The sequence below is a fragment of the Congregibacter sp. genome (assembly GCF_045107095.1).
In the GTDB taxonomy this organism is placed as follows: domain Bacteria; phylum Pseudomonadota; class Gammaproteobacteria; order Pseudomonadales; family Halieaceae; genus Congregibacter.
Window position 1 is genome coordinate 1 of sequence record NZ_JBGCFU010000055.1, and the last position, 23,170, is coordinate 23,170.

At 53.8% G+C, this 23,170-nt stretch carries 21 protein-coding genes; 12 read left to right on the forward strand and 9 right to left on the reverse strand.

What is annotated here, in order from left to right; translation table 11 throughout:
* Window positions 1–1,242, forward strand: a 1,242-nt coding sequence (locus AB8B76_RS09435; protein WP_405271962.1) for a phospholipase D family protein, incomplete at its 5' end; no start/stop codon positions are given.
* Here the strand turns inward: AB8B76_RS09435 and AB8B76_RS09440 are convergent.
* Together AB8B76_RS09440 and AB8B76_RS09445 are read right to left on the reverse strand one after the other, a co-directional pair.
* On the reverse strand, window positions 1,237–2,424 hold the full coding sequence (locus tag AB8B76_RS09440; protein ID WP_405271964.1) for an aminotransferase: 1,188 nt from the start codon (window positions 2,422–2,424) through the stop codon (window positions 1,237–1,239). The genes AB8B76_RS09435 and AB8B76_RS09440 overlap by 6 nt on opposite strands.
* Before the next feature lie 148 nt (window positions 2,425–2,572).
* Window positions 2,573–3,886 carry a diguanylate cyclase gene (locus AB8B76_RS09445; protein ID WP_405271966.1) on the reverse strand — a complete coding sequence of 438 codons (1,314 nt, stop codon included), beginning with the start codon at window positions 3,884–3,886 and terminating at the stop codon, window positions 2,573–2,575.
* Between the two features lie 110 nt (window positions 3,887–3,996).
* Between AB8B76_RS09445 and AB8B76_RS09450 the strand changes: the two genes are divergently transcribed.
* Entirely contained in the window at window positions 3,997–4,551 is a 555-nt protein-coding gene (locus AB8B76_RS09450) for a GNAT family N-acetyltransferase (protein WP_405271968.1), read from the forward strand.
* Here AB8B76_RS09450 and AB8B76_RS09455 read toward each other — a convergent pair.
* The 4 genes from AB8B76_RS09455 to AB8B76_RS09470 form a co-directional block, all read right to left on the reverse strand.
* Window positions 4,525–5,958 (reverse strand): M16 family metallopeptidase, encoded by a 1,434-nt coding sequence (locus AB8B76_RS09455; protein ID WP_405271970.1) that lies wholly within the window; start codon window positions 5,956–5,958, stop codon window positions 4,525–4,527. The two genes, AB8B76_RS09450 and AB8B76_RS09455, sit on opposite strands and share 27 nt — an antisense overlap.
* Window positions 5,955–7,499, reverse strand: a complete 1,545-nt coding sequence (locus AB8B76_RS09460) for a M16 family metallopeptidase (protein WP_405271971.1) — start codon at window positions 7,497–7,499, stop codon at window positions 5,955–5,957. The genes AB8B76_RS09455 and AB8B76_RS09460 overlap by 4 nt, the downstream gene beginning before the upstream one ends.
* A gap of 112 nt (window positions 7,500–7,611) precedes the next feature.
* A complete protein-coding gene (locus tag AB8B76_RS09465; protein WP_405271972.1) occupies window positions 7,612–8,172 on the reverse strand; it encodes a SprT-like domain-containing protein in 561 nt (186 codons plus the stop codon).
* Window positions 8,173–8,184: 12 nt separating this feature from the next.
* Window positions 8,185–9,522 carry a M20/M25/M40 family metallo-hydrolase gene (locus AB8B76_RS09470; protein WP_405271973.1) on the reverse strand — a complete coding sequence of 446 codons (1,338 nt, stop codon included), beginning with the start codon at window positions 9,520–9,522 and terminating at the stop codon, window positions 8,185–8,187.
* 123 nt (window positions 9,523–9,645) lie between these two features.
* Between AB8B76_RS09470 and AB8B76_RS09475 the strand changes: the two genes are divergently transcribed.
* Together AB8B76_RS09475 and AB8B76_RS09480 are read left to right on the forward strand one after the other, a co-directional pair.
* Window positions 9,646–10,287, forward strand: coding sequence for a 2-hydroxychromene-2-carboxylate isomerase (locus tag AB8B76_RS09475; RefSeq protein WP_405271974.1), 642 nt, complete (start codon window positions 9,646–9,648; stop codon window positions 10,285–10,287).
* A 75-nt stretch (window positions 10,288–10,362) separates the two neighbouring features.
* A complete protein-coding gene (locus tag AB8B76_RS09480) occupies window positions 10,363–11,982 on the forward strand; it encodes an amidohydrolase (protein WP_405271975.1) in 1,620 nt (539 codons plus the stop codon).
* A gap of 40 nt (window positions 11,983–12,022) precedes the next feature.
* Here AB8B76_RS09480 and AB8B76_RS09485 read toward each other — a convergent pair whose 3' ends face one another.
* Window positions 12,023–12,616: an NYN domain-containing protein gene (locus AB8B76_RS09485; RefSeq protein ID WP_405271976.1), complete on the reverse strand. Its 594-nt coding sequence runs from the start codon at window positions 12,614–12,616 to the stop codon at window positions 12,023–12,025.
* A gap of 12 nt (window positions 12,617–12,628) precedes the next feature.
* Entirely contained in the window at window positions 12,629–13,177 is a 549-nt protein-coding gene (locus tag AB8B76_RS09490) for a cupin domain-containing protein (protein ID WP_405271977.1), read from the reverse strand.
* A gap of 77 nt (window positions 13,178–13,254) precedes the next feature.
* Between AB8B76_RS09490 and AB8B76_RS09495 the strand changes: the two genes are divergently transcribed.
* The 5 genes from AB8B76_RS09495 (at window position 13,255) to AB8B76_RS09515 (ending at window position 18,975) form a co-directional block, all read left to right on the forward strand.
* Window positions 13,255–13,956, forward strand: a complete 702-nt coding sequence (locus AB8B76_RS09495; protein ID WP_405271978.1) for a creatininase family protein — start codon at window positions 13,255–13,257, stop codon at window positions 13,954–13,956.
* The gene (locus AB8B76_RS09500) at window positions 13,947–14,981 is read left to right on the forward strand and encodes a ketopantoate reductase family protein (protein WP_405271979.1); all 1,035 of its coding nucleotides are present in this window, start codon (window positions 13,947–13,949) and stop codon (window positions 14,979–14,981) included. Before AB8B76_RS09495 ends, AB8B76_RS09500 begins: the two co-directional genes overlap by 10 nt.
* Window positions 14,972–15,727 (forward strand): SDR family NAD(P)-dependent oxidoreductase, encoded by a 756-nt coding sequence (locus AB8B76_RS09505; protein ID WP_405271981.1) that lies wholly within the window; start codon window positions 14,972–14,974, stop codon window positions 15,725–15,727. The genes AB8B76_RS09500 and AB8B76_RS09505 overlap by 10 nt, the downstream gene beginning before the upstream one ends.
* Window positions 15,728–16,003: 276 nt before the next feature.
* Window positions 16,004–17,149 (forward strand): acyl-CoA dehydrogenase family protein, encoded by a 1,146-nt coding sequence (locus tag AB8B76_RS09510; protein WP_405271982.1) that lies wholly within the window; start codon window positions 16,004–16,006, stop codon window positions 17,147–17,149.
* 251 nt (window positions 17,150–17,400) lie between these two features.
* Window positions 17,401–18,975: an arylsulfatase gene (locus tag AB8B76_RS09515; RefSeq protein WP_405271984.1), complete on the forward strand. Its 1,575-nt coding sequence runs from the start codon at window positions 17,401–17,403 to the stop codon at window positions 18,973–18,975.
* Between the two features lie 142 nt (window positions 18,976–19,117).
* Here AB8B76_RS09515 and AB8B76_RS09520 read toward each other — a convergent pair whose 3' ends face one another.
* Window positions 19,118–19,762, reverse strand: a complete 645-nt coding sequence (locus tag AB8B76_RS09520) for a hypothetical protein (RefSeq protein ID WP_405271986.1) — start codon at window positions 19,760–19,762, stop codon at window positions 19,118–19,120.
* A 150-nt stretch (window positions 19,763–19,912) separates the two neighbouring features.
* On the opposite strand from AB8B76_RS09520, the gene AB8B76_RS09525 reads away from it, so the two are divergent.
* The 3 genes from AB8B76_RS09525 to lipA all read left to right on the forward strand — a co-directional run bounded on the left by AB8B76_RS09525 (window position 19,913) and on the right by lipA (window position 23,044).
* A complete protein-coding gene (locus AB8B76_RS09525; protein WP_405271988.1) occupies window positions 19,913–21,346 on the forward strand; it encodes a MipA/OmpV family protein in 1,434 nt (477 codons plus the stop codon).
* A 41-nt stretch (window positions 21,347–21,387) separates the two neighbouring features.
* A complete protein-coding gene (locus AB8B76_RS09530) occupies window positions 21,388–21,954 on the forward strand; it encodes a hypothetical protein (RefSeq protein WP_405271990.1) in 567 nt (188 codons plus the stop codon).
* Between the two features lie 103 nt (window positions 21,955–22,057).
* Complete coding sequence (gene lipA / locus AB8B76_RS09535) at window positions 22,058–23,044, forward strand: lipoyl synthase (RefSeq protein WP_405271991.1); 987 nt, start codon at window positions 22,058–22,060, stop codon at window positions 23,042–23,044.
* Window positions 23,045–23,170 lie beyond the last annotated feature (126 nt).

Here is a 23,170-nt window from a genome sequence, read left to right on the forward strand (position 1 = left end):
GGAGCGGTTTTTTTTGACGCTTTGTTAAAGGCAGCAGACCGAGGCGTGCGAGTGCGTCTTCTTATTGACGACATTGGTACGCTTGAGATCGAGCACCAGCTAGCGCCCCTCAACAGCCATCCAAACCTTGAGCTACGGTTGTTTAATCCCTTTGCTAGCCGTAACTCTCGAGGCTTTGACGCCTGGGATCTTTTTCGGCTATCGCGTCGCATGCATAACAAGACGCTCATTGCGGATCAGGAGCTTTTGATCTTCGGAGGTCGAAATATAGCCTCCGAGTATTTTGCCGCAAATCCTGCTTACAACTTTGGTGACATTGATGCGGCTGCGGTGGGCACGGTTGCGAAAGATGCGTCGGCGATGTTCGATCGCTATTGGAACGATCTTTATAGTATTCCCTATGAGCAATTGGCGGACGATGGCGAGGCCTTGGATCTTGCGGAGCTACGGGAGGAGCTAAGGGCAAAGACTCGAGATCTTATCGGTTCACCTTATGCCAAGCTCGTGCAAAACCGGGCGATTGCCATGAGCGATATCCACGCCGAAGAGTATCTTTGGTCACCGTATAAACTTGTCTACGACAATCCTGATAAGGCCCTTGCCGACGAAACGAGACCCGAAGAGAAGCTCAGTTACTCCCTGAGTCGAATGGCGAGCAAGGCTACATCAGAACTGTTTGTCATCTCACCATACTTCGTTCCGCGAAAAACGGGTATAGAGTGGCTGTCAGGTATCGCGGAGCGTGGTGTGCAAGTCAACGTTCTTACTAACGGACTTGCGGCAAATGATCACCTGATTGTCTATGGCGGATATGCGCCTGCCAGGAAGCCGCTTCTTCGCGAAGGGGTGAACTTTTACGAGCTTCGGGGCGACGTCACGATGCAGGGCACCGAAGCTTCTGAACTGACTGACGCTGACAGCAAGCTACATGGCAAGGCATTTGTGGTAGATCAGCGCTACATGTTTATTGGATCCTTCAACTGGGACCCTCGTTCTGCGAACCTCAATACTGAAATGGGCGTCGTGATCGACAATAGTGATTTTGCGAGTTCATTCACCGCGGAAATGTACTCCGCCCTGGAGGAGCTCGCTTACTCGGTCTACCTGGAAGGCAACTCTCTGCGGTGGCGAACTAGCACCGATGGAGTAGAGCAGGTTTTCACCAAAGAACCTGAGTCAGGGTGGTGGAAGCGTTTTATGGCTAACCTGACGCGACTGCTGCCAATTAGAGGCCAGTTATAGAGCAGCGGATGCGCTTTTTTTCAGTCGCGCAGCGAGCTCGCTCATATCCGACTGCTCGATGTTAGCGAAAGCAAAGCGAAGAAAGCGCTCTTGTCCCGGGCCAAAAAAACTACCTGGTAAGCATAGAATGTTCTGCTCATCAGCTAGACGACGGGCAACTTCTTTGGCGCTTTGATGCTCAAAAGGGTGGCGAATGTACGCAAAGTAGCCTCCCGCGGAGATCAGTTCGTAACCCAGATCGTTCTCGCGAAAAATGCGCTTCATCGCGTTTTCTCGCCCTGCGAGCATTGCGCGCTTTTCCTCTACCCATGGCCAGGCATGCTTCAATCCATAGAGCGCTGCGTCTTGCGAAATGCGCGGCGTGCAAATCTGTACGGTGTCCATAACCTTGGCCACGGCGTCTATCACGCGTTCACTCGCTGACACCGCGCCTATGCGATATCCGGTGAGGCTGAAGGTTTTTGAGAAGCTGTACAGCTGCACGAGGGTTTCATCCCAGTGACTTTCTTGAATCAAATTGTGCGGTGGTCCTTGTTCGTCTGTCAGGAAGTCTCGATAAGTCTCATCGAGAATCAGCGCTATACCGCGCTGCGCTGCAAGGTCTCTAAATTCACTGATGACTGAAGGTGGGTATACCGCGCCCGTTGGGTTGCTGGGAGATACCAACACAATGGCCTTTGTTTCGTCAGTAAGTAGTGCGGCAGCTTCCTTGGGATCCGGTACGCCGGCTCGGTCATGGCGAAAGGGCAGGTGAATAGCGTCGATCCCTTGCATCTCCAGCCACATCTGATGATTAAAGTAGTAAGGCACGGGTAGCATCACTGCGTCGCCGGCGCGGGCGAGCGCATGCACAGCAAGACAAAAAGCTTGGTTGCAACCCGCTGTGATTAAAATGTTCTCTGCAGCGACATAACCCTGATAGCGCTGACTCACGTGATTTGCCAATGTTTCACGAAGCTCGGGTATGCCCTTAATTCCGGTGTACTGTGCGGTTTCGAATAGCTGCGCTCGTTCGGCAACGTGCTGGCTTATCTCCGCAGCAGGAGGATAGCTGGGTACGCCCTGAGCAAGATCCAGAAGGGGCTTATCAGTTGGGAACTCTCGTCCTTCGATCCAGGAGTGCGCTTCAGCAATCGGAGGGTCAATAGCGTTGAGAACATCTGGGTTAAGGGCTAGTTTCATTTAGCGGGGCCGGCGCGGAAAAGAGTGAGCCGCTAAGGGTAAATTCTTTGGAGTGGCAGAGGAAGACGTCGTTGAGGTCTTTATTGGGCTTTGATGCTGGTTTTTATCGGCCCAGACTGATTGCGTTGGGTATGTGACGGGGAGATATCTAATCATCCGCGGGGGAGGGCTTAACCATGTTTCTTCCACTGTCCTTTGCTTCATAGAGTGCGTGATCCGCTGCGTCGACGAGTATTTCGCAAGGGTCTTCAGGTGTGGGCAAGACAGCCGAAACACCTAAGCTAATGGTAACCACTGAGTTAGGGTGTTCGTCCTCTCGCGAAATCGCCAGATGCTCCACAGACTGCCGACAGTGTTCTGCAATACTCACAGCCTCGCTTAAGGATACTCCGGGCAGTAGGATTACGAACTCCTCGCCGCCGTAGCGGGCTACACAGTCGCTAACGCGATTGCCGTATTCCTGAATTGTATTGGCTATGGCTTTTAGGCAGTCGTCGCCTGCCAGGTGACCCCAGTGATCGTTATACAGTTTGAAGTTGTCGATATCGGCAATGATGAGTGCAACCTCTGTTTTGTTACGGTAGGCCCTTCGCCACTCATTTGCGAGAGCGGTGTCGAACTTCCGTCTATTACCGATACCAGTGAGTCCGTCGGTCATCGAGAGTTCTGCTAGAGCTTCATTTAGCTTGTCCGCCGCAGCTTCTGCTTGTTTTTCAGCCGTTATATCTTGTATCAGACTTACAAAGTACTGAGGCTGCTGTGCGGCGTCTGTTACTAAAGTCACCGTGAGTCGTATCCAGAAATAGTGACCTTGCTTGTGCCGATAACGTTTTTGCATGGAGTAGGTGGTGCGTGTACCTGCCAGCATTTCATTGACGTACTTCAGGTCTTCGTTGAGATCGTCGGGATGGGTAATGTCCTGAAACGTGAGTTTGAGTAACTCGTCTTCTTCATAGCCCAATATGTCGCAGAGCTTTTGGTTACACTCAAGCCAGCCGCCGTCTAGATTGACTCTGGCAATACCAATTCCCGCGGCACCAAACACGGTCTTGAAGCGATTTTCAGATTCCTTTATCCGCTCGTATTCAGATACGTCCGTGAACGCGGCGAGTCTGTAGGTCGTGTCGTCTACAGGAAAGCTGTGGGGTGTCACCATGACCTGCTTTATTCGGTTATTGTCCAGAGACAATTTGAGTGCATAAGGCCTGGTGTCGTTATCCGCGAAGCGCTTTTCCATCGCCGTTTGTTCATCAGGTGTAATGACGGTGGAGACTATGGTGCCAATAAGCTCGGCGGGCTCGCGCTCCATGAGTTCACAGAATGCTGTGTTTGCAGCGATGATTATGGAGTTCTGAGTGATGACGAAGGCGCCGAGCCAATCCAGGCTGCGCGTAACTGCCTCGGGGCCGTGCTCTTGAAGCAACTTCTCGAAAAAGTCGTCTAGGGCAAATCTTGGATTCATACAAAGCTACCCTTCGATGCAAACACGACGATACAGTCGCTTCCGCACTATTGATTAACGATACTACTTGTCTGAACGTTTGACGAGGTGTTGAGAGCTAGAGGTTTGTGATGTTAGGTGAGCATATTCGGATCGATGTGGACGCAGAGCTACAGTTGCGGGCCTTGGAACTTGAGCATGCCCCGGCGCTGTTTGACTGTGTCGAGCAGAATCGCGCCCATCTTCGTCGTTGGCTCCTGTGGGTCGACACAACAAAGTCCCAAAGCGATATCGAGGCTTTCTTAGGCTCAGAAGTTGTTAAGTGGCGAAAGGGTACTGCGGCTGGCTATGCGGTTTTTCACAACGCTCAACTTTGTGGTGTTGCCGGGTTCAATCAACTTGATCGGGAAAATGCTCTCGGAGAAATCGGTTACTGGTTGGCAAAGTCGCATACCGGCCAGGGCATCATGAAGCGCACAACGAATGCGCTTTGCGCCCATGGCTTTAATCAGCTCGGCTTGAAACGAATAGAGATTAGGTGTGCAACGGGCAATGCTGCCAGCCGACGGGTAGCTGAGGGTGTTGGCGCAAAATTTGAGCGGATAGAAGAGGCCGCCGCTGTGCTCAACGGTGCCTCTGTAGATCACGCGGTTTACGCTTTAGGGCGAGCTGCCCCAAACGTCTAGCTGAGGCTCCGATTCTATTGCCGGGGCCGCTTCAATCTCCTTTAGCGGTCCCAATACGGCGACAAGCATGCGCTCTGGATGAATGTACCTTTGAGCAGCCATCTGTACCGTCTCCGCGGTGACCTTTGCGACACGGTCTGGGTAGCTCTTTGATAGCTCGTGGCTTCCTTCTGCGAGCCATTCTTTTGCGTAGCTTTGGCTGGCATCAACGCCTGTTGCGTAACGCGTAGCGTAGATCCCGTCTACGAGTGCGCCTTTGGCGACAAATAGTTCGTCCTCAGTAACCTCTGTTTCGCGGATGTCGCGCAGCTCCCGAAATGTAACGTCTACCAGCAAACGCACAGCTTCGGGGCGACCATAGGTTCGAAATGAATACGACCCCGGGCCCCTAAGGCCAGGCTGAAGAAAAGAGCTGTTGTCGTTAGTTAAACCTCGAAGCTCTCGAGAGCTTCGGTACAGCCGCGAGTCCAGATGGTAGGCGCCGAGAATGTAATCCATGACTTCCAGTGCTGCCTGATCTTTTTTAGGTACCCGAGGAAGCTCATGACCGATGACTACCCAACCTTGGATACGCTCAGCGTTAGTGAGCAGTAGTTCCCGCTGCGCGGGTGCATTGACCGGAGGAAACTCAGTGAGTTTAGGCGGTGCCGCAGCGCTGAAATCCTTAAAGTGCTGGTTGGTTTCTCTAACGACGCTGGAGCGTTTGAAGTCTCCCGCTACGGCTAGAGTTATGTTTTTAGCCACCGCAAACTGTTCGTGAAGCCTACGCGCACCCGAGCTGGTCGCTGTGGCCTGCTCCTCTGAAGTGGCGGTTCTTCTGAAAGGGTGGCCCGCGAACAGCCGGTCCTCGAACATCGCGACAGCATTTACCAGCGAGTAGTTGTAATCGATGGTTCCGCTCGACTTGCGCAGTTCGGCTTCTGCGCTTTTCCTATTGAAAGCAGGGGCCGTGAGTATCTCGCTGAGCAACTGTAGCGCTTGCTTTGTTTTACTCTCGGGTACGTCAAGAAGTACCTCGGTAGTTTCGTGTTGTTGCGTGACGTGATATTGCGCGTTCATTTGCGCGAGTGTGCTTGAAAACTTGTCGGCGCTGAGTGATTGAGGTCCCCGACGCAAAGCAGCGGCTAGTGCAGCCGCATCTCCCGGTTCCCCATGACCGGTCCCCACACCGAGGTAGGCTTTCAGGGTGGTGAGGGGGGCTCGGTGGTCCTCGGCGACGTAGGCAACAAGGCCGTTCTCCAAGACCACCTGAAGCGACTCGGGACTCGGTCGTGCCGTTACGGCGGCGTCAAGCTTCATCTCCCGTGGGTGTGTAGTGTCTTGGGCTGCAACGAAGTCGCAGGTGATTCCCGTAAAAAGAATAACGATGGCTGCTTTGAGTCCGCCGGCGCGGATAAGCGTGTTCATTGTCGCGGCTCCCGTTTTGCTGACTTGTGGCGCGGACGAGCGACGCCGACGCTGCGGTTATCCAACGTGAAATAGTTTTGGGCGAGTCGTTGGATGCTTTCTGAATCCACCAAATCGCGAGCCTCGAGATACTCGGGCAAGGTTCTCCAGCTATCCATGGTCTGAAAGTGGCCTATTTGGAATGCGAGGGCGCTGGCATCGCGTTGGGTTCTAAACCATGCTGTGCGCAGGGCGCTCTTAGCCGTAGCTAGTTCGGTCTTGCCCACACCCTCGTTCAGAGAGACTAATGTTTCTTCCAGTACCGCCTCTGCTGATTCCAGATCGTTCTCATCCCTGAGAATGAGCTCGAAGTTCATCGTGCCCGGCACACCAAAGCGGTCAGTATGGACTACGCGAGTATTGACGTTGACCGTCGCGGACAATTCCTTTGCTTGCACAGCACTGCGCAAGCGAGCGCTCATGATTTCACCAAGCACATCAAACATCGGACGGTCGGGGTGTCCGACTGCTGGAATGAGATAACGGAACTCAACTCGTGGGTTGATCTCGTCGTTTCGATAGATCAGGCGCCGCTCCGCGCCGGGACGCGGCTCTATGGCAGGGGTTCTGCTGGGTTCAGGTGCGGGCTTCATCCAGCCGAAATAGTGCGCTACACGCGGGATCATCTCTTCCAGGGTCACACCGCCAATAAGCACAATCGTCGTGTTGTTGACCACAAAATACTCTTCGTAGAGTGCACGCTGCGATGTACGCGTGTACTCGTAGAAGTCGGTCATGTATCCCTCGGGCCAAAATACCGGATGGATGAGACCAGACACAGCATTCATTTGCTCGTAATAGGGTGTCGATGGCTTGTTGAGATCTCCAAGACGCTGCTCCACAAGTATCATGCGCTCTTGATCAAACTCTCGAAAGACAGTGTTCGCCATGCGGTCGGCTTCGAGTCTGAAAAAGAGATCGATGCGCTCGACGGGCAGGTTGATATCAAACTTCATGTACTCCTGCTCAGTAGTGGCAGTGAGATTTGTTCCACCGAAAGCTTGATACCATTTGTTAATAGCACCGTTCTCCCGGTATTGGGAGGCTTCTTTTTCCAGAGCGGCAAGCTCCGCTTGAAGCTCACGCATGCGCGGTGTGTCGTCGTTGTGCCGATAATTGTCTACGGCACCTCGCTGTCGAATAGCGTTTCGGGCACGGTTCTTTTCTTCAATGTATTCGGCTTCCAAGATCTTCATGCGATCTCTAATTGGACGTTCCGAAGACCAATCACTCGTTCCAAGGGATGGAGTTCCCTTGAACATAATGTGTTCTTGAAAATGCGCTGCGCCGAGAAGCCCCGGAGTCTCATGAATAGCGCCCATGTCGGTGAAGATCTTCGCCTCTACCCTCGGATCACCGTCCCTTTCGAGCACCAGTAAGCGAAGACCGTTTGCAAACAGGTGTTCGCGGACTGGAAGGTCATAGGGGGACGCTGCATGCGCAGTCGCTATGAAGAGGGGTGTCCACAGCAATAGAGCGAAAAGAGTCTTGGAGTTGAGCATGCGTCTGCAACCTGTCCTAAACGGATTTTTCAAAGCAGTTTCCAAAAAATAAGGGTTCGGGCGTCAGTATAGGAGTCGCACAGTAGTGCGGACAAGCCGCGGGATTCCTCCGCTAACTCCGATGGTCTACGTATAGAAAACGTTCTACGAACTCCCCATGAATATGATATCGCTGGCCCCGTTTTCCGTAGAGGTAGTCCGCATAACGGCGAGATCGACGATAGACCTTACGAAGGACGCGTTCATCACCGTTGCGCATAACTGCAATGAGGGTAAAGGGGGCATCTGACATTTTATCGTCGAGCTCTGCGTTCTGAGAACGCCCGGAAGCACGGGGTGTGGCACCCAGACTCGCTGCGACCTGCCGCCAGCGCGGCCCATGTTTGTGACGTATGCCGGCAATGAGGTGGGCGAGCTCATGCCGGATTGTGTCTTCTAAATCAGCGACGGCACTGGTGCCTATAAAAGTCTTCGACAGCACAACTCGTCCGTCGATGTGAGCTTGTCCATAGGAGCGCCGAGCATGGTTAAAACTCAGCTCGGCGAACGCATGCTCCCAGTGAGCGAAGCGCGCCTGCGCCTCCCTCAGCTCACGCGCAAAGATTGTCCTGATAGAAGCTTCGGTAAGCGGAGTATCGTCTTGTCGCTCCGGGAGCTCTAACTGTAATTGCATGCTCAGGGCTGATTAGTCCGCCAGACCTGCTTCAGCCAGGATGGTCAGGATTCCGATTTGAGGGCCCAAATGCGCATCGATCGGTTGCCACCACTCATGAAGGGAGTGAGCTTTCCCGGATTTGCCGCCACGACTCATCGTGACGGCGGGGATTCCCTTCGAGATAGGCAGATTCGAATCCGTGGAAGAGATTTGTAAAGACGGAGCTACGCCAAGCGCTGTTGTAGCAGCCATAGCGCGTTGCACTAGGGCCGATGACGCGTCCCCTTTAGCCGCGGGCCTTGTGCCTACGCGGTCTACGTCGACAGTTAGGGGTGGTCCATCTAGTCGGCCTTCGTTTTCCTGCTCAAGTGCCGTTTGAATCGCTGATTGGAGCACGGCATCGATATCATCAAGTTTGCCCTGATTGCCCGAACGCATATCGATCTCCATCCAGGCTTCAAAAGGAATGGAGTTGATTGATGTGCCCCCACCGATACGACCGACGTTGTAACTTGTTTTTTCGCCAACGCTTGTGACCGAGGGCGCGTGCTCGTCAAAGAGCGCGATAGCGCGGCCCAGAGCGTGCTGCGGATTGGCGAGACCGAAAGCTCCCCAGGAATGGCCGCCGGGACCTCTAAAGGTGACGCGATAGCGGTGAGAGCCGACACCACCGTATACGATACGCTCGGCATTCCCTCCGTCGACTGCTATGAAAGTGTCAATTTTTTCTGCTCCGTCGCGAAACAGATACTTCACTCCCCGAAGATCGCCGAGGCCTTCTTCGCCGACGTTTCCAATAAAGAGGACATCCGCTTCGGTTTCAATCCCAGCGCTGTCGAAAGCCGATATCACCTCAAGAAGCGTGACCAGCCCGCGGGTATTGTCGCCAATGCCCGGGGACACCATTTTCTCGCCTTCAAACTTTACCGTGACATCCGTACCCTCGGGAAATACGGTATCGAGATGTGCTGCGTAGGCAACGACTTTGTCACCGGACTTTCCCGGACGACGGCCGATCACATTCCCAGCTCCGTCGATGCTGACGTCTTTAAGGCCCCGAGCCCTAAGCATTTTCGCAAAGTGGGCCGCGCGAATTTCTTCTTTAAACGGAGGTGCGGGAATTTCGGTTAGTTCGATGAGCTCTGCGCGAGACTGGTCTTCAATCGTCAACACATAGTCCAGTGCCGCTTGAACCCGAGAGTCGGTAGTTAGCGCTTCCATCTCTGCCGTATACTTTGGCATGACGGCGGTGTCCCCTTCGGCGGCTTGAAGGTTGAGCTGTGCAGCGCCGACCGTCAGCGCTAAGACACTGCAGACAACCGCGGGCAGTGAAACCGCGGGCAGTGAAAAAGTAGATGATTTATTCATGGGGTATCCCGTTAACATTGATAAAGGATCGAGCTTACTTCGTCGTATCATGACAAGGCCGGAGTCGTATGTCAGCTTTTACCCGAAAAGACCCGATACAAACAGAAACCAGGAGAGCCAGTTTTGAGTGCAGCCATCGATTTATACTTTTCGTTCCGCAGTCCCTACAGCTACATGGCGGCGCAGCTTGCCGAGGACGCTCTTTCAAACTTCGATGTGACGGTGCGTTTCAAGCCCGTCTTTCCTTTGGCTATTCGTGAGCCGAATTTTTTTGATAAATCCAATCTGGACCGGGTTCGCTACATTCTTATCGACTGGGTGCGCCGTGCCGAAATGTTAGGGCTCCCTGCAGCATGGCCACAGCCGGACCCCATAGTCCAAGATATCGAGACTATGGCTATTTCTGATCAACAGCCCTACATCGAACGTCTGAGTTACCTTGGCGTTGAAGCCGAGTTACGCGGCGCCGGTCTGCCCTTTGCGCGAGAGGTTTCGCGGGTGATCTGGAGTGGGACACCAGACTGGAATCAGGGGGATCATCTTGCCCGGGCGGCGCAGCGAGTTGGCCTCGATTTAGCCGCCATGGAGGCTGCGATTGGAAGCGGAGAAGCGCATAAATCCATCGTTGAGTCGAATCAGGAAGAGCAGATGGCAGCGGGGCATCGGGGTGTTCCTCTCTTTGTGTATAAGGATGAGCCATTCTTTGGACAAGATCGGATTGATTCGCTGTGCTGGCAGCTTGGGAAGGATGGCTTGAAGCGTTGAGCTTGAATGACCACCGCTAATCGGCTGTATGCTGCATGTTGTTTGGTATGTAAACGCAAGAACGAGGAAAGTGAGATGGCAAAGTTTAGGAAAGCGATAGTCGCCGCAAGTGCTGCACTGGCATTCAGCACGGCTCCCTGGGTTTCAAAGGCGGCAGACGACTCAAATGTAGCTCAGCCTACGCTGTCGGGTTTACAGGCCGAAGCGGTAATGGGCGTTGCGAGCCGCGACAAAATGATTCAGGAGATTATTGACAGCCTGTTTTCATTCTCGGAACTGGGTTTTCAAGAATTTGAAACGCAGGCTTACATGACAGAGCTTCTTGAGAAAGAAGGTTTTAGCGTAGAGCAAAGTGTGTCCGGCATGCCTTCGGGTTGGTGGGCCACGTGGGGCAGCGGTAAACCCGTCATCGCCTTGGGCTCAGATGTAGATGGCATTCCTAAAGCATCGCAAATGCCAGGCGTTGCTTATCGACAGCCTATGGTCGAAGGCGCGCCGGGACACGGGGAAGGACATAACTCCGGCCACGGCGTAACGGTGGCAGCGGCCGTGGCGGTAAAAGAAATCATGGAGCGCGAAGGTCTCCCGGGTACGTTAGTAATTTGGCCAGGCATAGCGGAGGAACTTGTAGGCGCGAAATCCTACTATGCGCGAGACGGGCGTTTTGAAGACGTTGATGCTGTGCTGTTCACCCATGTAGGGCGCAATCTGCAGACGTCCTGGGGCGGCGATAGAGGCACAGGTCTGGTCTCGGTTCAGTATGAATTTAACGGTGTGGCGGCTCACGGCGCAGGCGATCCCTGGCGCGGTAAAAGCGCCCTGGATGCAGTGGAGCTGATGAATGTCGGCTGGAACTACAAGCGGGAGCATCTTCGACCCTTACAACGTTCCCACTACGTCGTCGTTGATGGCGGTGATCAGCCGAATGTTGTGCCTTCAAAGGCGAGCGTCTGGTACTTCATTCGAGAAATCACCGCGAAGCACATACTCGAGAACTTTGAGTCACTTCAGGAGATTGCCGAGGGCGCTGCAATGATGACGGGCACCACCGTTGAGCGCCGCATTATCGGTTCGGCATGGCCGCGACACTTCAACAAGGTGATTGCCGAGCGTATGTACCGCAACATTCAGGCCGTCGGCCTTCCGGAATGGTCTGAAGATGATCAGGCCTTTGCACTGGCGGTGCAGGAGTTGATGGAAGCTGAAAACCTTGAGGAAGAGGGACTGGCTACCACGTTGAGTGAGCTCCAAGGGCCGCCTGAAAAACCAATCAGCGGTGGTTCTGATGATATCGGTGACGTGTCATGGAATGTGCCTACGGTAACACTGCGCTTCCCATCGAACATTCCTGGGACTATTGGTCACAACTGGTCATCGGCGATGGCAATGGCAACGCCAATTGCTCATAAAGGGGCGTCAGCAGGGGCTAAGGTGCTCGCAGCGACGATGATTGATCTTCTTACCGAGCCTGAGTTGCTCGAAGACGCTTGGACTTATTTCCGGGAAGAGCAGCTCAAGGATATCGAGTACGTGCCCTTCATCAGTGATGATGATGTGCCGGCAATCGAAAAGAACGAAGCGATCATGATGCAGTACAAGGATCAACTAAAGCCGTTCTACTACGATCCTTCCAAGTACTCGACGTATCTTGAGCAGTTGGGCGTGGATTATCCGCAACTCAAGCCAAAACGCTAGAGCTTCCGCTTCGTTGAGAACAGGCCCGGCGCTCAGAAGGTCAGGTCTTCGCGCGAAGGCCGTTGGGTTGGATTGGCAGAGATGCCAGGGGCGCTAGATAGTCCTCAGGCTGTGTCAGCAAATCGAGTTCGGCGCTGATGCTAGGTAGCTGCAGGCGGCCGCCAACGACGTAAACGTCGTGGCGGCGTTTCCAAATCCAGCGGTGCGCTTTCGCGCGATCTTTGAAGCGATCGTTGGACACGACGTCCGCGAGCTTTTCTTTGGCGTCTTGCAGAATCCAGGGGTCAGCCTGAGTGCCGCTGGGTACAATGCCAAAGTTTTTTGCCCAGGGTTGTGCTGTCGTGAGTGTCTCGAAGCACGCGCTCTGTCCTTCCCGTCCATCTCTAAACAGGTAGCCTGTGTTAGCGTCAAAAAAGCAGCTGACGCTCGCACCGTTTTCCCTACAAAACTCCGCGATCGCTAAGACATAGCGGAGCTCGGGGCGCTTTGGGCCATGGAGTAGTGCAATGTTGGTTCCGTCAAGGACAAAGTGGCGGCCGGCAAGCGGTTTTTCTGCCTGCTCGAGCGGTGCATCAATCGGCGGTTTTTTTTTGTGGGTGAAGGGGGCCGTAATGATCGACAGGAGGGATTTCACTTCGCCAGGACTCTACTCGTGCACACGGACCCACATGGCCTCTCCGCTATTGGATTGTTCCGAGCTGACGGGCCCGTTGCCAATGATCTGTACCACGGCATCGCTATCGCCGCGAGCTCCATCCCAGTGAGCTGCTCCGGCCGGGTGGAACATGTAGCCGCCCGCTGTTATCTCTTTTGCAGTTGTTGGATCAAAGACGTCTCCAATGCCTGCATACCAGCTTCCCTCTATCACGGTGACGTGCCGATCTTGAGAATGGAAGTGTGGGGTATCCATGACGCCCGCCGGAAATCGCACCCGAATGACATAAACGCCGGATTCCGCGGGGTTACCGCGCAGAACCGCAAACTCTGCACCCAGCCCGTCGGGAACAGGAGTCCAGGTGAGTTCGCTTCTCTGTGTGACCTGAAACGTGGGTGAGCTAGTCTCCGCTGCGCCGATGGGTACACTGAGACAAAGGAGAAGGCTAACAATGCTTGTGGTGAGCTGGGCTTTCATGGAGTCTCTACCAAGAAAAAGGAGACTGAATATTAGCAGCCAGTTAACCATAATGGCGCTCAAGGCTGGCTCTTCATCACCTTGGGTCGGCCTCAGCCACTTTTTATGCTGGTAAAACACGTCAGGCGTAGGAGTCATCGTTGAAGATTAGCGAAAGCAATTGGTTTGAAATAGAAAAGTATCTACAGCGTGACGATCGCTGTGTGCTACCGCTGGGGAGTACAGAGCAGCATGCTTACCTCAGTCTATCCGTGGATTCGATCTTGTCAGAGAGAATGGCTAGAGATGCCGCAGAACCCTTAAATATACCGGTGTTCCCCGCTGTGCCCTACGGCGTGACTCCCTATTTTATGGGTTTTCCCGGCACGGTCTCTTTGAGTGCCAGTACCTACGAGGCGGTGCTTCGCGACGTGCTCGATAGTCTTTACACCCATGGCTTTCGACGCGTACTCATTGTTAATGGACATGGCGGTAACAGCCCGGTGCAATCGGTGTGCGCTCAATGGACGTTGGATAATGCCGGAGCCGCTTGCCGTTTTCATGATTGGTGGCGCGCGCCGAAGACCTGGGCTGCGGTAAAGGCCGTCGATCCCGTCGCTTCTCACGCGTCGTGGATGGAAAATTTTCCCTGGACTCGACTCCCTGATCGAGAGATGCCTCAAGAGCAGAAGCCCTTTGTGGATTTTGAGCGCCTTCGCGAGAGCGGTCCCCAGGAAGTACGCGCTCTTATTGGCGACGGTAATTACGGCGGTGAGTATCAGAAGTCCGACGCTATCATGAATGAATTATGGGATGTTGCTGTCGCCGAAACTCGTGAGTTACTGGAAGGCGAATGGCAGTGAGTGTAGTTGATGACGACCCGATACTCATTTGGGGCGCTGGCGCCATTGGCGGGGTTTTAGGTGCCTACTTCGCTCGAGCGGGCCAGGCGGTGCATATGGTCGATGTCGTTCAAGACCACGTTGAAGTGATGCGCGGTGAAGGTTTACAGATTCAAGGCCCCGTAGAAGAATTTCGACAACAGCTCGTATCGGACACACCCGCAAGTCTGCGAGGAAAATTCCGGCGCGTTATTCTGGCGGTGAAAGCCCATCACACGGACGAGGCGCTTGATGCGCTTGTTGATCATCTGAGCGAGGACGGCTTTGTTTTATCCGCGCAAAACGGTCTCAATGAACGTCGTATCGCCGAGCGGATCGGCAGTGAGCGGACGCTGGGTTGTTTCGTTAACTTTGGTGCCGATTGGTTGGCACCCGGACGCATTTTGTACGGCAATCGCGCTGCGGTGGCTTTGGGCGAGCTGGACGGCACCCGCACGCAGCGTCTGTGCGATATGCACGCGCTTTTCCAAACAGTTGAGCCCAATGCGGTGATCACCGATAACATTTGGGGATATCTGTGGGGCAAGCTTGGCTACGGTGCCTTATTGTTTGCGACAGCGCTGACTCCCGAGTCCATGGCGGAGGCTATGGATTCCCAAGCGCACCGTGGCGTCTATGCAAAGCTTGGCACAGAGGTTATGCAATTGGCGGCAGCCGCGAGAATCGAGCCTTTGGGGTTTAACGGCTTTGATCCCAAGGCGTTTGCAACGGGTGATCAGGGGGGCATTGATCGTTCCATCAATGCCATGGTCGAGCACAATAGACACACCGCAAAAACTCACTCGGGTATCTATCGAGATTTGGCGGTCCGAAAGCGTAAAACTGAAGTAGATGCGCAAATGGGGATTATGCTGGAGCTAGGGCGACGGTATTCGCTAGCTACACCGGCGATTGCAGCTTTGTGTGATCTTATCCACGACATTGAAAACAATCAGAGAGAGCAGTCTATGGGACTGTTAGACGAGATGTTGCAGCGATGCGCCTAGGTATCGAGGGCAAGCTTTTTGTGGTGACTGGCGCTGCTCAAGGAATCGGATCCGCTATTGCCAAAGGCCTTGTGGAAGAGGGCGCCTCTGTCGCCGCCGTGGATATGAATGCCGAAGGTTTAAAGCAGCTGGCTTCGATTCCCGGGGTGCATACCTATGTCGCAGACCTTTCTTCGGCGGAGGAGGCCCACAGTCTTTGCAGCACGGTGATTGACGATCTTGGGCCTACTGACGGTCTGGTGACAGCCGCTGGCGGCGTTCGGGGTCAGGCGGGTAAAGCGCTTGAAACCGTGAGCGAAGCTGAGTGGAGGGTGATCTTTGCTGCCAATGTCGATGCAGCGATGTGGTGTGCCCAGGCGCTTGCTCCGGGTATGAAGGCCAAAGGTAGTGGTTCAATAGTCACGATCTCATCCGGAGCAGGACTGCGGCCTAGTTTGACTGGTATCCAGTCCTATGCCGCAGCCAAGCACGCGCTCGTTGGCTTAACTAGGCAACTGGCCCTCGAGCTGGGGCCGGCGGGCATTACCGTTAATTCGGTGGCGCCTGGTTTTGTCTTGTCGAACCCCTCTACAGAAAAACAGTGGAAGGCTTTTGGCCCGGATCGGCAAGAGCAGGTGCTTAACGGCATTCACATGCGCAGGCTCGGTTATGCCAGCGATATTGCGGACGCGGTGTTGTTTCTCTGCTCCGATCGCGCGCGGTGGATCTCTGGTCAAATCCTATCCGTCGATGGTGGGCACGCCTGAACTGAGCGCGAATCTGTTCATCGCCATCAAAGCAACGGAGTTTCTTCCCGGCGTTGTCGCCGTGAGGTCGGCTAAGACCAGTAAACGTTCTGGCGCAGTGACGTTTTCTTCTACGCCGAAGTTTTCACCACGATTTTGTTACTTAGGGTCAATGCACTTGTGACTTGGGGTCAGTGCACTGGGACGCGGGCGACCATTACTATTCTCAACTGAAGTAAACCAATTCCCTGTTATCTCTATTAGAGTTTTCTGAATGCCGACCAGGAGTACATGCGCATGATTCCAAGAACTGTTTATGACGAAGAACACGAGATGTTCCGAGATAGTGTCCGACGCTTTCTTGAGTCTGAGGTCGTGCCTTTTCACGCGCAGTGGGAAAAAGATGGACAGGTTGACAGAGAGCTGTGGCGCAAAGCAGGAGAGCAGGGCTACCTGGTGCCGCAAGCGCCCGAGAGTTACGGGGGCGCAGAGGCGGATTTTCGTTACAACGCAGTTATCGACGAGGAAGTTTCCCGCTCGGGTTGCACAGGTTTGGGCTGGGGTGTGCACAGCGATATCGTTGTTCCTTATCTCATGCGCTATGGCAGCGCTGAACAAAAAGACAAGTACATCGCTCCCTGTGTCAGGGGAGATATCGTCACTGCCATCGCCATGACTGAGCCAGGCACCGGCTCTGATCTGCAGGGGATACGCACGAGCGCTGTCGCCGACGGCGATGAGTACGTGATAAACGGCTCGAAGACTTTCATCACCAACGGGCAGCATGCCGATCTTGTGGTCGTGGTTTGTAAAACTGATCCTGACGCTGGAGCGGCGGGTACCAGCCTGATTTTGGTAGAAGCAGATAGAGCCGGCTTTGAGAAGGGCCGGAACCTCGACAAGGTAGGAATGAAGGCCCAGGACACTTCAGAGCTGTTTTTTAGTGATGTCCGTGTGCCCAAAGAAAACCTGTTGGGCGAGGAAGGCAAAGGCTTTGTTTACCTAATGCAGGAGTTGCCTCAAGAGCGTCTGTCTATCGGCATTATGGCGATGGCGGCATCCCGTGTGTGTTTGGATCAGACTATTGAGTACGTAAAAGAGCGCAAGGCTTTTGGCAAACCGCTGGCCGCGCTTCAAAACACGCAGTTCAAGTTAGCGGAGTTGGATACAGAGTTGACCAGTGCCCAAGTGTTTATGGATCGATGCCTTGAGCTTTTGGTGCAAGGGGATTTGGATACGGTAACGGCGTCAAAGGCCAAGCTGTTGGGCTCCGAGCTCCAGTGTCGCATTGTTGATGAATGTGTTCAGCTGCACGGTGGCTATGGCTATATGTGGGAATATCCCGTCGCGCGGGCGTTTGCCGATTCTCGAGTACAAAGGATCTACGGCGGTACCAGCGAGGTTATGAAGCTTATTATCGGCCGCTCGTTGATCGCAGATTAAGGCGAGTCTTTGCTGCTCCCTCTGCGACACTGCTACGGGCTGCGCAGCGTAGGCTCAAGCAAAATTTTCTGTGGCGCTGACGTTGCGGTGGAACTACGTGCCGATATACTCACGAGCGTGCCCGGTTAAGCGTCTACGTGGCTTTAATCAAGCCTACTACCATGCTTACTACTAAGATTAGTGACGGGTTTATGGGGTCGCCTTGCTTTTGGCGCGGAGGCCAGTTTTTCAAGCTAAATGAGATCATCACTATGTTTAATCTGAAGAGTTTAGCCGTCACCTCCCTGGCTGGGGCGGCATGGGTTTTCAGTATGGGGTCCGTCGCCGCTGATAAACCTAATATCCTCGTACTGTGGGGTGACGACGTAGGTGTTTGGAATGCCAGCGCCTACAACCGTGGTGGTATGGGTTATCAAACGCCCAATATCGACTCCATTGCCAATGAGGGAGCGCTGTTTACCGACATGTACGCACAGCAGTCCTGCACCGCGGGTCGAGCGTCGTTCATTCTTGGTCAGCAGCCCTTTAGAACGGGCCTGTTGACTATTGGTATGCCGGGTAGCGATCAGGGGATTCCCGATTGGACGCCGACGATTGCCGACCTTCTGAAGGATCAAGGCTACAAGACCGGGCAGTTCGGTAAGAATCACCTGGGTGACCAGGATAAGCACCTTCCTACAAATCATGGTTTTGATGAGTTTTTCGGCAATTTGTATCACCTGAATGCCGAGGAAGAGCCCGAGACTTACTACTACCCGAAAGACCCGGCCTTCCACGAGAAGTTTGGTCCTCGCGGTGTTCTGCATTCCTATGCGGATGGCAAGATTGAAGACACCGGTCCACTTACGCGCAAGCGAATGGAGACTGTAGATCAGGAGTTCGGAGGCGCGGCCAAAAAATTCATGGCTGCCGCGGTCAATGAAGATAAGCCGTTTTTTGTCTGGATGAACTTTACCCGCATGCACGTGTGGACGCACCTGCAGGAAAAGTACCGCGGTAAAACTGGCATTAGCCTCTATGCGGATGGAATGGCCGAGCTGGATGACATGGTCGGTAGTTTCCTTGAGGAGCTTGAGACCCTCGGTGTGGACGACAACACTATTGTGATCTTCTCCACCGACAATGGCGCTGAGAAGTTCACCTGGCCTGATGGAGGTGCGTCACCTTATCGCGGTGAAAAAGGCACCACCTGGGAGGGCGGAATGCGCGTACCTCAAATGGTTAAGTGGCCCGGCACTATTAAGCCTGGAACAATCTACAATGACATCATGAGTCAGGAAGACTGGATGCCAACGCTGCTTGCGGCGGCGGGGGTGCCTGATGTTAAAGAGCAACTCGCCTCAAAAGGCGGCATGCGTGCTAACGGAAAGAAGTTCCGAGTGCATCTGGATGGCTATAACTTCAAGCCTTACTTTGAGGGTGCAGAAGAAAAAGGTCCGCGGCGCGAAATCATGTATTTTGCCGCTAGCGGTATGCTGAACGCGCTTCGCGTGGATGATTGGAAGGTTGCTTTTGCCATCGAGCGTGGACCTATCAATGAAGCGTATCGTGAGACTCCGGCTTGGCCTGTCATCACAAATCTACGCGCAGACCCCTTCGAAAGTGCCTATTCAGAGTCAGGCATGTACGTACGCTGGTATGCCGACAACATGTGGCTGATGGTGCCCGCACAGGGTTTTGTACAACAGTTCTTTGCCACCATTGCGGACTATCCTTTTCAGGCTGGTGGTTCTCTGAGCGCAAGCAATATTGGCTACGGGACCCTTGAGCGCCAGAAGGCCATGGGTAGCCTGAAGACCTTAATGGATCTGGCTATTCAGAACTAAGCGGGAGGCTCTTGAAGAGCTCCTGATTCAGGGCTCCTGATTTAGGGCTCCTGATTCAGGGCTCAGAGTGCTTATAAGCCCGGGTGATAATTCATCCGGGCTTTTTTTGTGGCTAGAGCAATCAGCACATTGAGACGGATTGTTAGTCCAGAAGTCCCTGGTCTTTGAGGTCGCCAATGAGAGAGGCGATCACATCATGACGAAGCTTGTCTGTTGATCCCGCCTTTATCGTGTCCGAAACCGCTTGCCACATATGCTCTTGTGTGTCCGTGACGTACAGGTCGGCGATGACTTCGTGAGTCGTGTTGGATGTCCAAACCGGCTGCTGGTAAGCGACTTCGTAGGCATGGCCGTAGTACCCGGGAAACCCGCCGTAGTAGCCCGCACCATACATCGGGGTAACGCCGTAGTAGATGGTTCCGGGGTGGTAAATTTCTTCGGTGTTGGCACCGATGTAGCGTGTAACCAACACGGTATCAAGCTCATTACTGCTTGCAGCCGCTACGACGTCCTCAGCGGTCACTTCGCCTTTGGGCAACAAACTGTGGGCGGCGACGGCATTCACTCCGTGGCCAGCAAGGGCTTTGACAAACATGTTTTCGAAGATAATCCGGTTCTCGCGGTTCTGGGTGACGGCTATAACCAAAACGCCGTCCAGGTCGAGTTTGCGGAGCAGTGGATCTACGTAGGAGTGCTTGATCGTTGAGTTCGTAGAGCAGGCGGTGGTGAGTGCTGCCAGGGCGAAGGCAGCAATAAAGCGAAGTACCGGCAGAAAATTTGATCGCACAAGGAAACACCTCTGTAATTGTGCGCCAAGGATACCGCTAAAAGGGACGCTTTCCCTTTATAATTGTCGAGATGATTTAGGTCATGGCTATGTCTTAAAAAGTGGAAGTCCACGACCCTTTGTGTTTTCCCATACAAAAGCGATCAGTTGATGAACCCCATCCAAACCGCAGCGTGCCGACTGGGCATAGTGCTAGCACTATGCGCGCCGCTATACGTGAATGCGTTTGGTGACTTACGTACGCTCGACCCTGAGGATCGAAGCGGTGAGTGGTCCTTTGGTTTTGCCTACATTCTCGAGGATGTGATCTACGCGGGAGAAGAGCGAGAGAGCACAGATTTGGTGCCGCTCTTTACCTATAGCGGTAAACACCTGTTTCTCGATAGCACCGATTTTGGATGGCACGCGGTTGATAACTCGCAGTGGCAGCTGGATGTATTTGGCAGTTACTTTACTCAGGGTTACAACGATCACAGCTTTTATCGTGAAACCGGCGCTGTGCGACCGCCGGATGATGCTCTCAAAGGAATGGAGCGTAAGAACACCGTAGAAGCAGGCTTGGAGCTCACTAGGAAAACAGATTTTGGTCGGTTTTCTGTGCAGCTTCGACAAGATGCCCACGGTGTTCATGACGGCGGTGAGTTGCGGGCGCGTTGGGCGAACGTAATCCGTGGTAACCAGTGGCAGCTTGAGCCTTGGGTCGAGTACAACGTTTTATCCGAAGATAAAGCGGACTACTACTTTGGGGTGCAATCGGACGAAGCGACGGCTACGCGCCCGGCCTATACGGTTGAGCAGGGCAGCGTCTGGGCGGCGGGTCTAGCGGGCCGTTACTCCTTGTGGAGGCACCATCAATTAAACCTGAACCTCGCCTATCGGGCCTACAGCGATGAAATAGCCAGCAGCCCTATCGTTGCCGAAGACAGCGGTGTCAGCGTTCAGTTTGGATATCGGTACGAGTTTGGCGGCGAAAAGCGGCCGAAAGACTCGGGTGAATACAACTTTGCGACGAATAATGCTCGGCCCACGTCTTTACGCGTCGCCTATGGGTGTACCACGGAAACCAAATTTGTCGAGATTCTGCAGGGTGATATCAACTGCGCCGATTTAGATACGGATCTGGCTAGCGTCTTCCTTGGTCGGCAATTGTCTGATCGAATGCTGACACTGCCCATCGAAGGATGGCTGCAGCTTGGCCTGGGGCGACGCTTCGAGAATGATCTTCAGGATGATTTCTGGGAGGGTGTCTTTGCCTTTAAGGCGATGTTTCGGCAGTTCCCTTGGTCTGATAGTGTGGAGACGCGGGTAGGCTTTTCGAATGGCGTGTCCTATACGGGTCGTATCCCCGCCTTGGAGCAGGATAAAGCTGCGAGGAAAAACCGACGCGAGAGCCATTTACTGCACTATCTGGAATTCAGTCTCGATGTGTCGGTAGGGGATCTGTTCAGACTGGACGGTATGCGAGATCTCTTTGCGGGTTTTTATGTACACCACCGGTCCGGGATTTTTGGTAGCTCCAACTACTACAAAAATGTGGATGGTGGCTCAAACGCCAACATGCTCTATCTCGAATGGGAGTTTTGATGGAAAAGGGTTATTAAACAATGACCTATAAAGCTTTATTAATGTTAGTTATTTTTTCGTGTTTCTCGATAACACAGGCCTACGCCCAGCGTGCAGGGCAATCCATATCGGTGCAATACGGTGTCGTTACCGCAGGCAAACAGGTTGATCTCAACTCCGGTGCTGTTCCTCAAGGGGCGGTAGTGGGTGGTGCCCTGGGCCTGGCTTCCGCGCGGGGTAAAAAGTCCAGCAAGAGGACGCGGAACACTATCATCGGCGCGGTAGCCGGCAGCGCTATCGCCGGATCGGCCCAGGGCGATACTCGAGGCATGATTTATAGCGTGGCCCTTACAGGATCTGCCGGAGAGATGCAGGTAGTGACGGATCAGCGAGAGATACGTATCGGTGATTGTGTTGCCGTCGAGAAGGCCGGTGAGACCGCTAATCTTCGGAGGGTAAGCGATGGATTTTGCGATGAAGCCAATGCAAAGGCTGTGGAAGAGCTGGCCGAAGAAAGCATTGAAGAAGCTAGTGAGTGTGAAATGGCGAAGGACGCGGTGGTCAATGCTGCCACTATAGAAGAAGCAGAGCTGGCGGCGGTGAAGATGCGCCTGCTGTGTGATGACTAGGGCGCCTAACGCTTGAGTACGCTCTTGGGCGAGCGGGTGAGGTATGTAGCCGCCCTAAGAGCTATAATTTGATGACCTATGAGTAGGAGTGGAAAGTACAATCATGAGCGGTAGCTCCAGGATTCCTGTCGTTGATGTTTCTAGTGGCGAGAAGTTCGTCAACGATCGCGGCATGTCCGTGATTAAGGATGGGATTAAGGCCAGTGCAGAGGGTTCTAGCCGCCTGCCGAAACCTAAGTGGCTTCGGGCGAGGATTCACGGTGGAGAGACCTATGAGCAGGTCAAAAGCATTGTGCATGAGCATCGTCTGGCTACGGTCTGCGAAGAAGCCAAATGCCCCAACATGAGCGAATGCTGGAGTGCCGGTACTGCCACGATCATGCTGATGGGAGATGTGTGTACCCGGGCTTGTCGGTTTTGTGCGGTTAACACGGGTAACCCCAAGGGCTGGCTTGATGCCGAAGAGCCTGAGAATACCGCGCGCTCGGTTCAACTTATGGGCCTTAAGTACGTGGTGTTAACCTCGGTGAATCGCGATGACCTTCCTGACGGCGGAGCAGGGCATTACGCTGCCTGTGTCAGCCGGGTAAAAGAAGTTAATGCGGACACTGCGGTCGAAGCGCTTACCCCTGACTTTTTGGGCAGTCTCACGGATGTTGAAACGGTAGTAGACAGTGGGATTGAGGTCTTTGCCCAAAACGTAGAGACAGTCCGACGGCTAACCCACCCTGTACGGGATCCGCGAGCGGGATACGATCAAACATTGGAAGTCCTTGCTCACGCAAAAGCACATCGTCCCGGTGTTCTGACGAAAACTTCTCTGATGTTGGGTCTTGGTGAAACGGAGGATGAGATTCGGGAAGCACTTGAGGATCTTCGCGCTGCGAAGGTCGATATTGTCACCTTCGGGCAGTACCTCCAGCCCACGGCCCACCACTACCCCATCGAACGTTACGTCACCCCTGAGGAATTCGAGACTTACCGGGAGTGGGGTTTGGCCATGGGGTTTCTTGAAGTCGTCTCTGGTGTTCTGGTGCGTTCCAGCTATCGCGCTGAGCAGGTGCTAGAGAAGAATAACGTGGGTCTGTAAATACGAATCTTTAGCCCACTACCGGGTTTAAGTCGAAAAAAAAGAGGCGGAGATTGTTACTCCGCCTCTTTCGTTGTGCCCTTACGTTGTGCCCTTACGTTGTGGCCTTACGTTGTGGCCTCACGT

Excerpts from the sequence above, each read along its gene's own strand:
- AB8B76_RS09440 (WP_405271964.1), bottom strand. The coding sequence starts at position 2,424 with ATGAAACTAGCCCTTAACCCAGATGTTCTCAACGCTATTGACCCTCCG.
- AB8B76_RS09445 (WP_405271966.1), bottom strand. The coding sequence starts at position 3,886 with ATGAATCCAAGATTTGCCCTAGACGACTTTTTCGAGAAGTTGCTTCAA.
- AB8B76_RS09450 (WP_405271968.1), top strand. The coding sequence starts at position 3,997 with ATGTTAGGTGAGCATATTCGGATCGATGTGGACGCAGAGCTACAGTTG.
- AB8B76_RS09455 (WP_405271970.1), bottom strand. The coding sequence starts at position 5,958 with ATGAACACGCTTATCCGCGCCGGCGGACTCAAAGCAGCCATCGTTATT.
- AB8B76_RS09460 (WP_405271971.1), bottom strand. The coding sequence starts at position 7,499 with ATGCTCAACTCCAAGACTCTTTTCGCTCTATTGCTGTGGACACCCCTC.
- AB8B76_RS09465 (WP_405271972.1), bottom strand. The coding sequence starts at position 8,172 with ATGCAATTACAGTTAGAGCTCCCGGAGCGACAAGACGATACTCCGCTT.
- AB8B76_RS09470 (WP_405271973.1), bottom strand. The coding sequence starts at position 9,522 with ATGAATAAATCATCTACTTTTTCACTGCCCGCGGTTTCACTGCCCGCG.
- AB8B76_RS09480 (WP_405271975.1), top strand. The coding sequence starts at position 10,363 with ATGGCAAAGTTTAGGAAAGCGATAGTCGCCGCAAGTGCTGCACTGGCA.
- AB8B76_RS09500 (WP_405271979.1), top strand. The coding sequence starts at position 13,947 with ATGGCAGTGAGTGTAGTTGATGACGACCCGATACTCATTTGGGGCGCT.
- AB8B76_RS09505 (WP_405271981.1), top strand. The coding sequence starts at position 14,972 with ATGCGCCTAGGTATCGAGGGCAAGCTTTTTGTGGTGACTGGCGCTGCT.
- AB8B76_RS09510 (WP_405271982.1), top strand. The coding sequence starts at position 16,004 with ATGATTCCAAGAACTGTTTATGACGAAGAACACGAGATGTTCCGAGAT.
- AB8B76_RS09515 (WP_405271984.1), top strand. The coding sequence starts at position 17,401 with ATGTTTAATCTGAAGAGTTTAGCCGTCACCTCCCTGGCTGGGGCGGCA.
- AB8B76_RS09525 (WP_405271988.1), top strand. The coding sequence starts at position 19,913 with ATGAACCCCATCCAAACCGCAGCGTGCCGACTGGGCATAGTGCTAGCA.
- AB8B76_RS09530 (WP_405271990.1), top strand. The coding sequence starts at position 21,388 with ATGTTAGTTATTTTTTCGTGTTTCTCGATAACACAGGCCTACGCCCAG.
- lipA (WP_405271991.1), top strand. The coding sequence starts at position 22,058 with ATGAGCGGTAGCTCCAGGATTCCTGTCGTTGATGTTTCTAGTGGCGAG.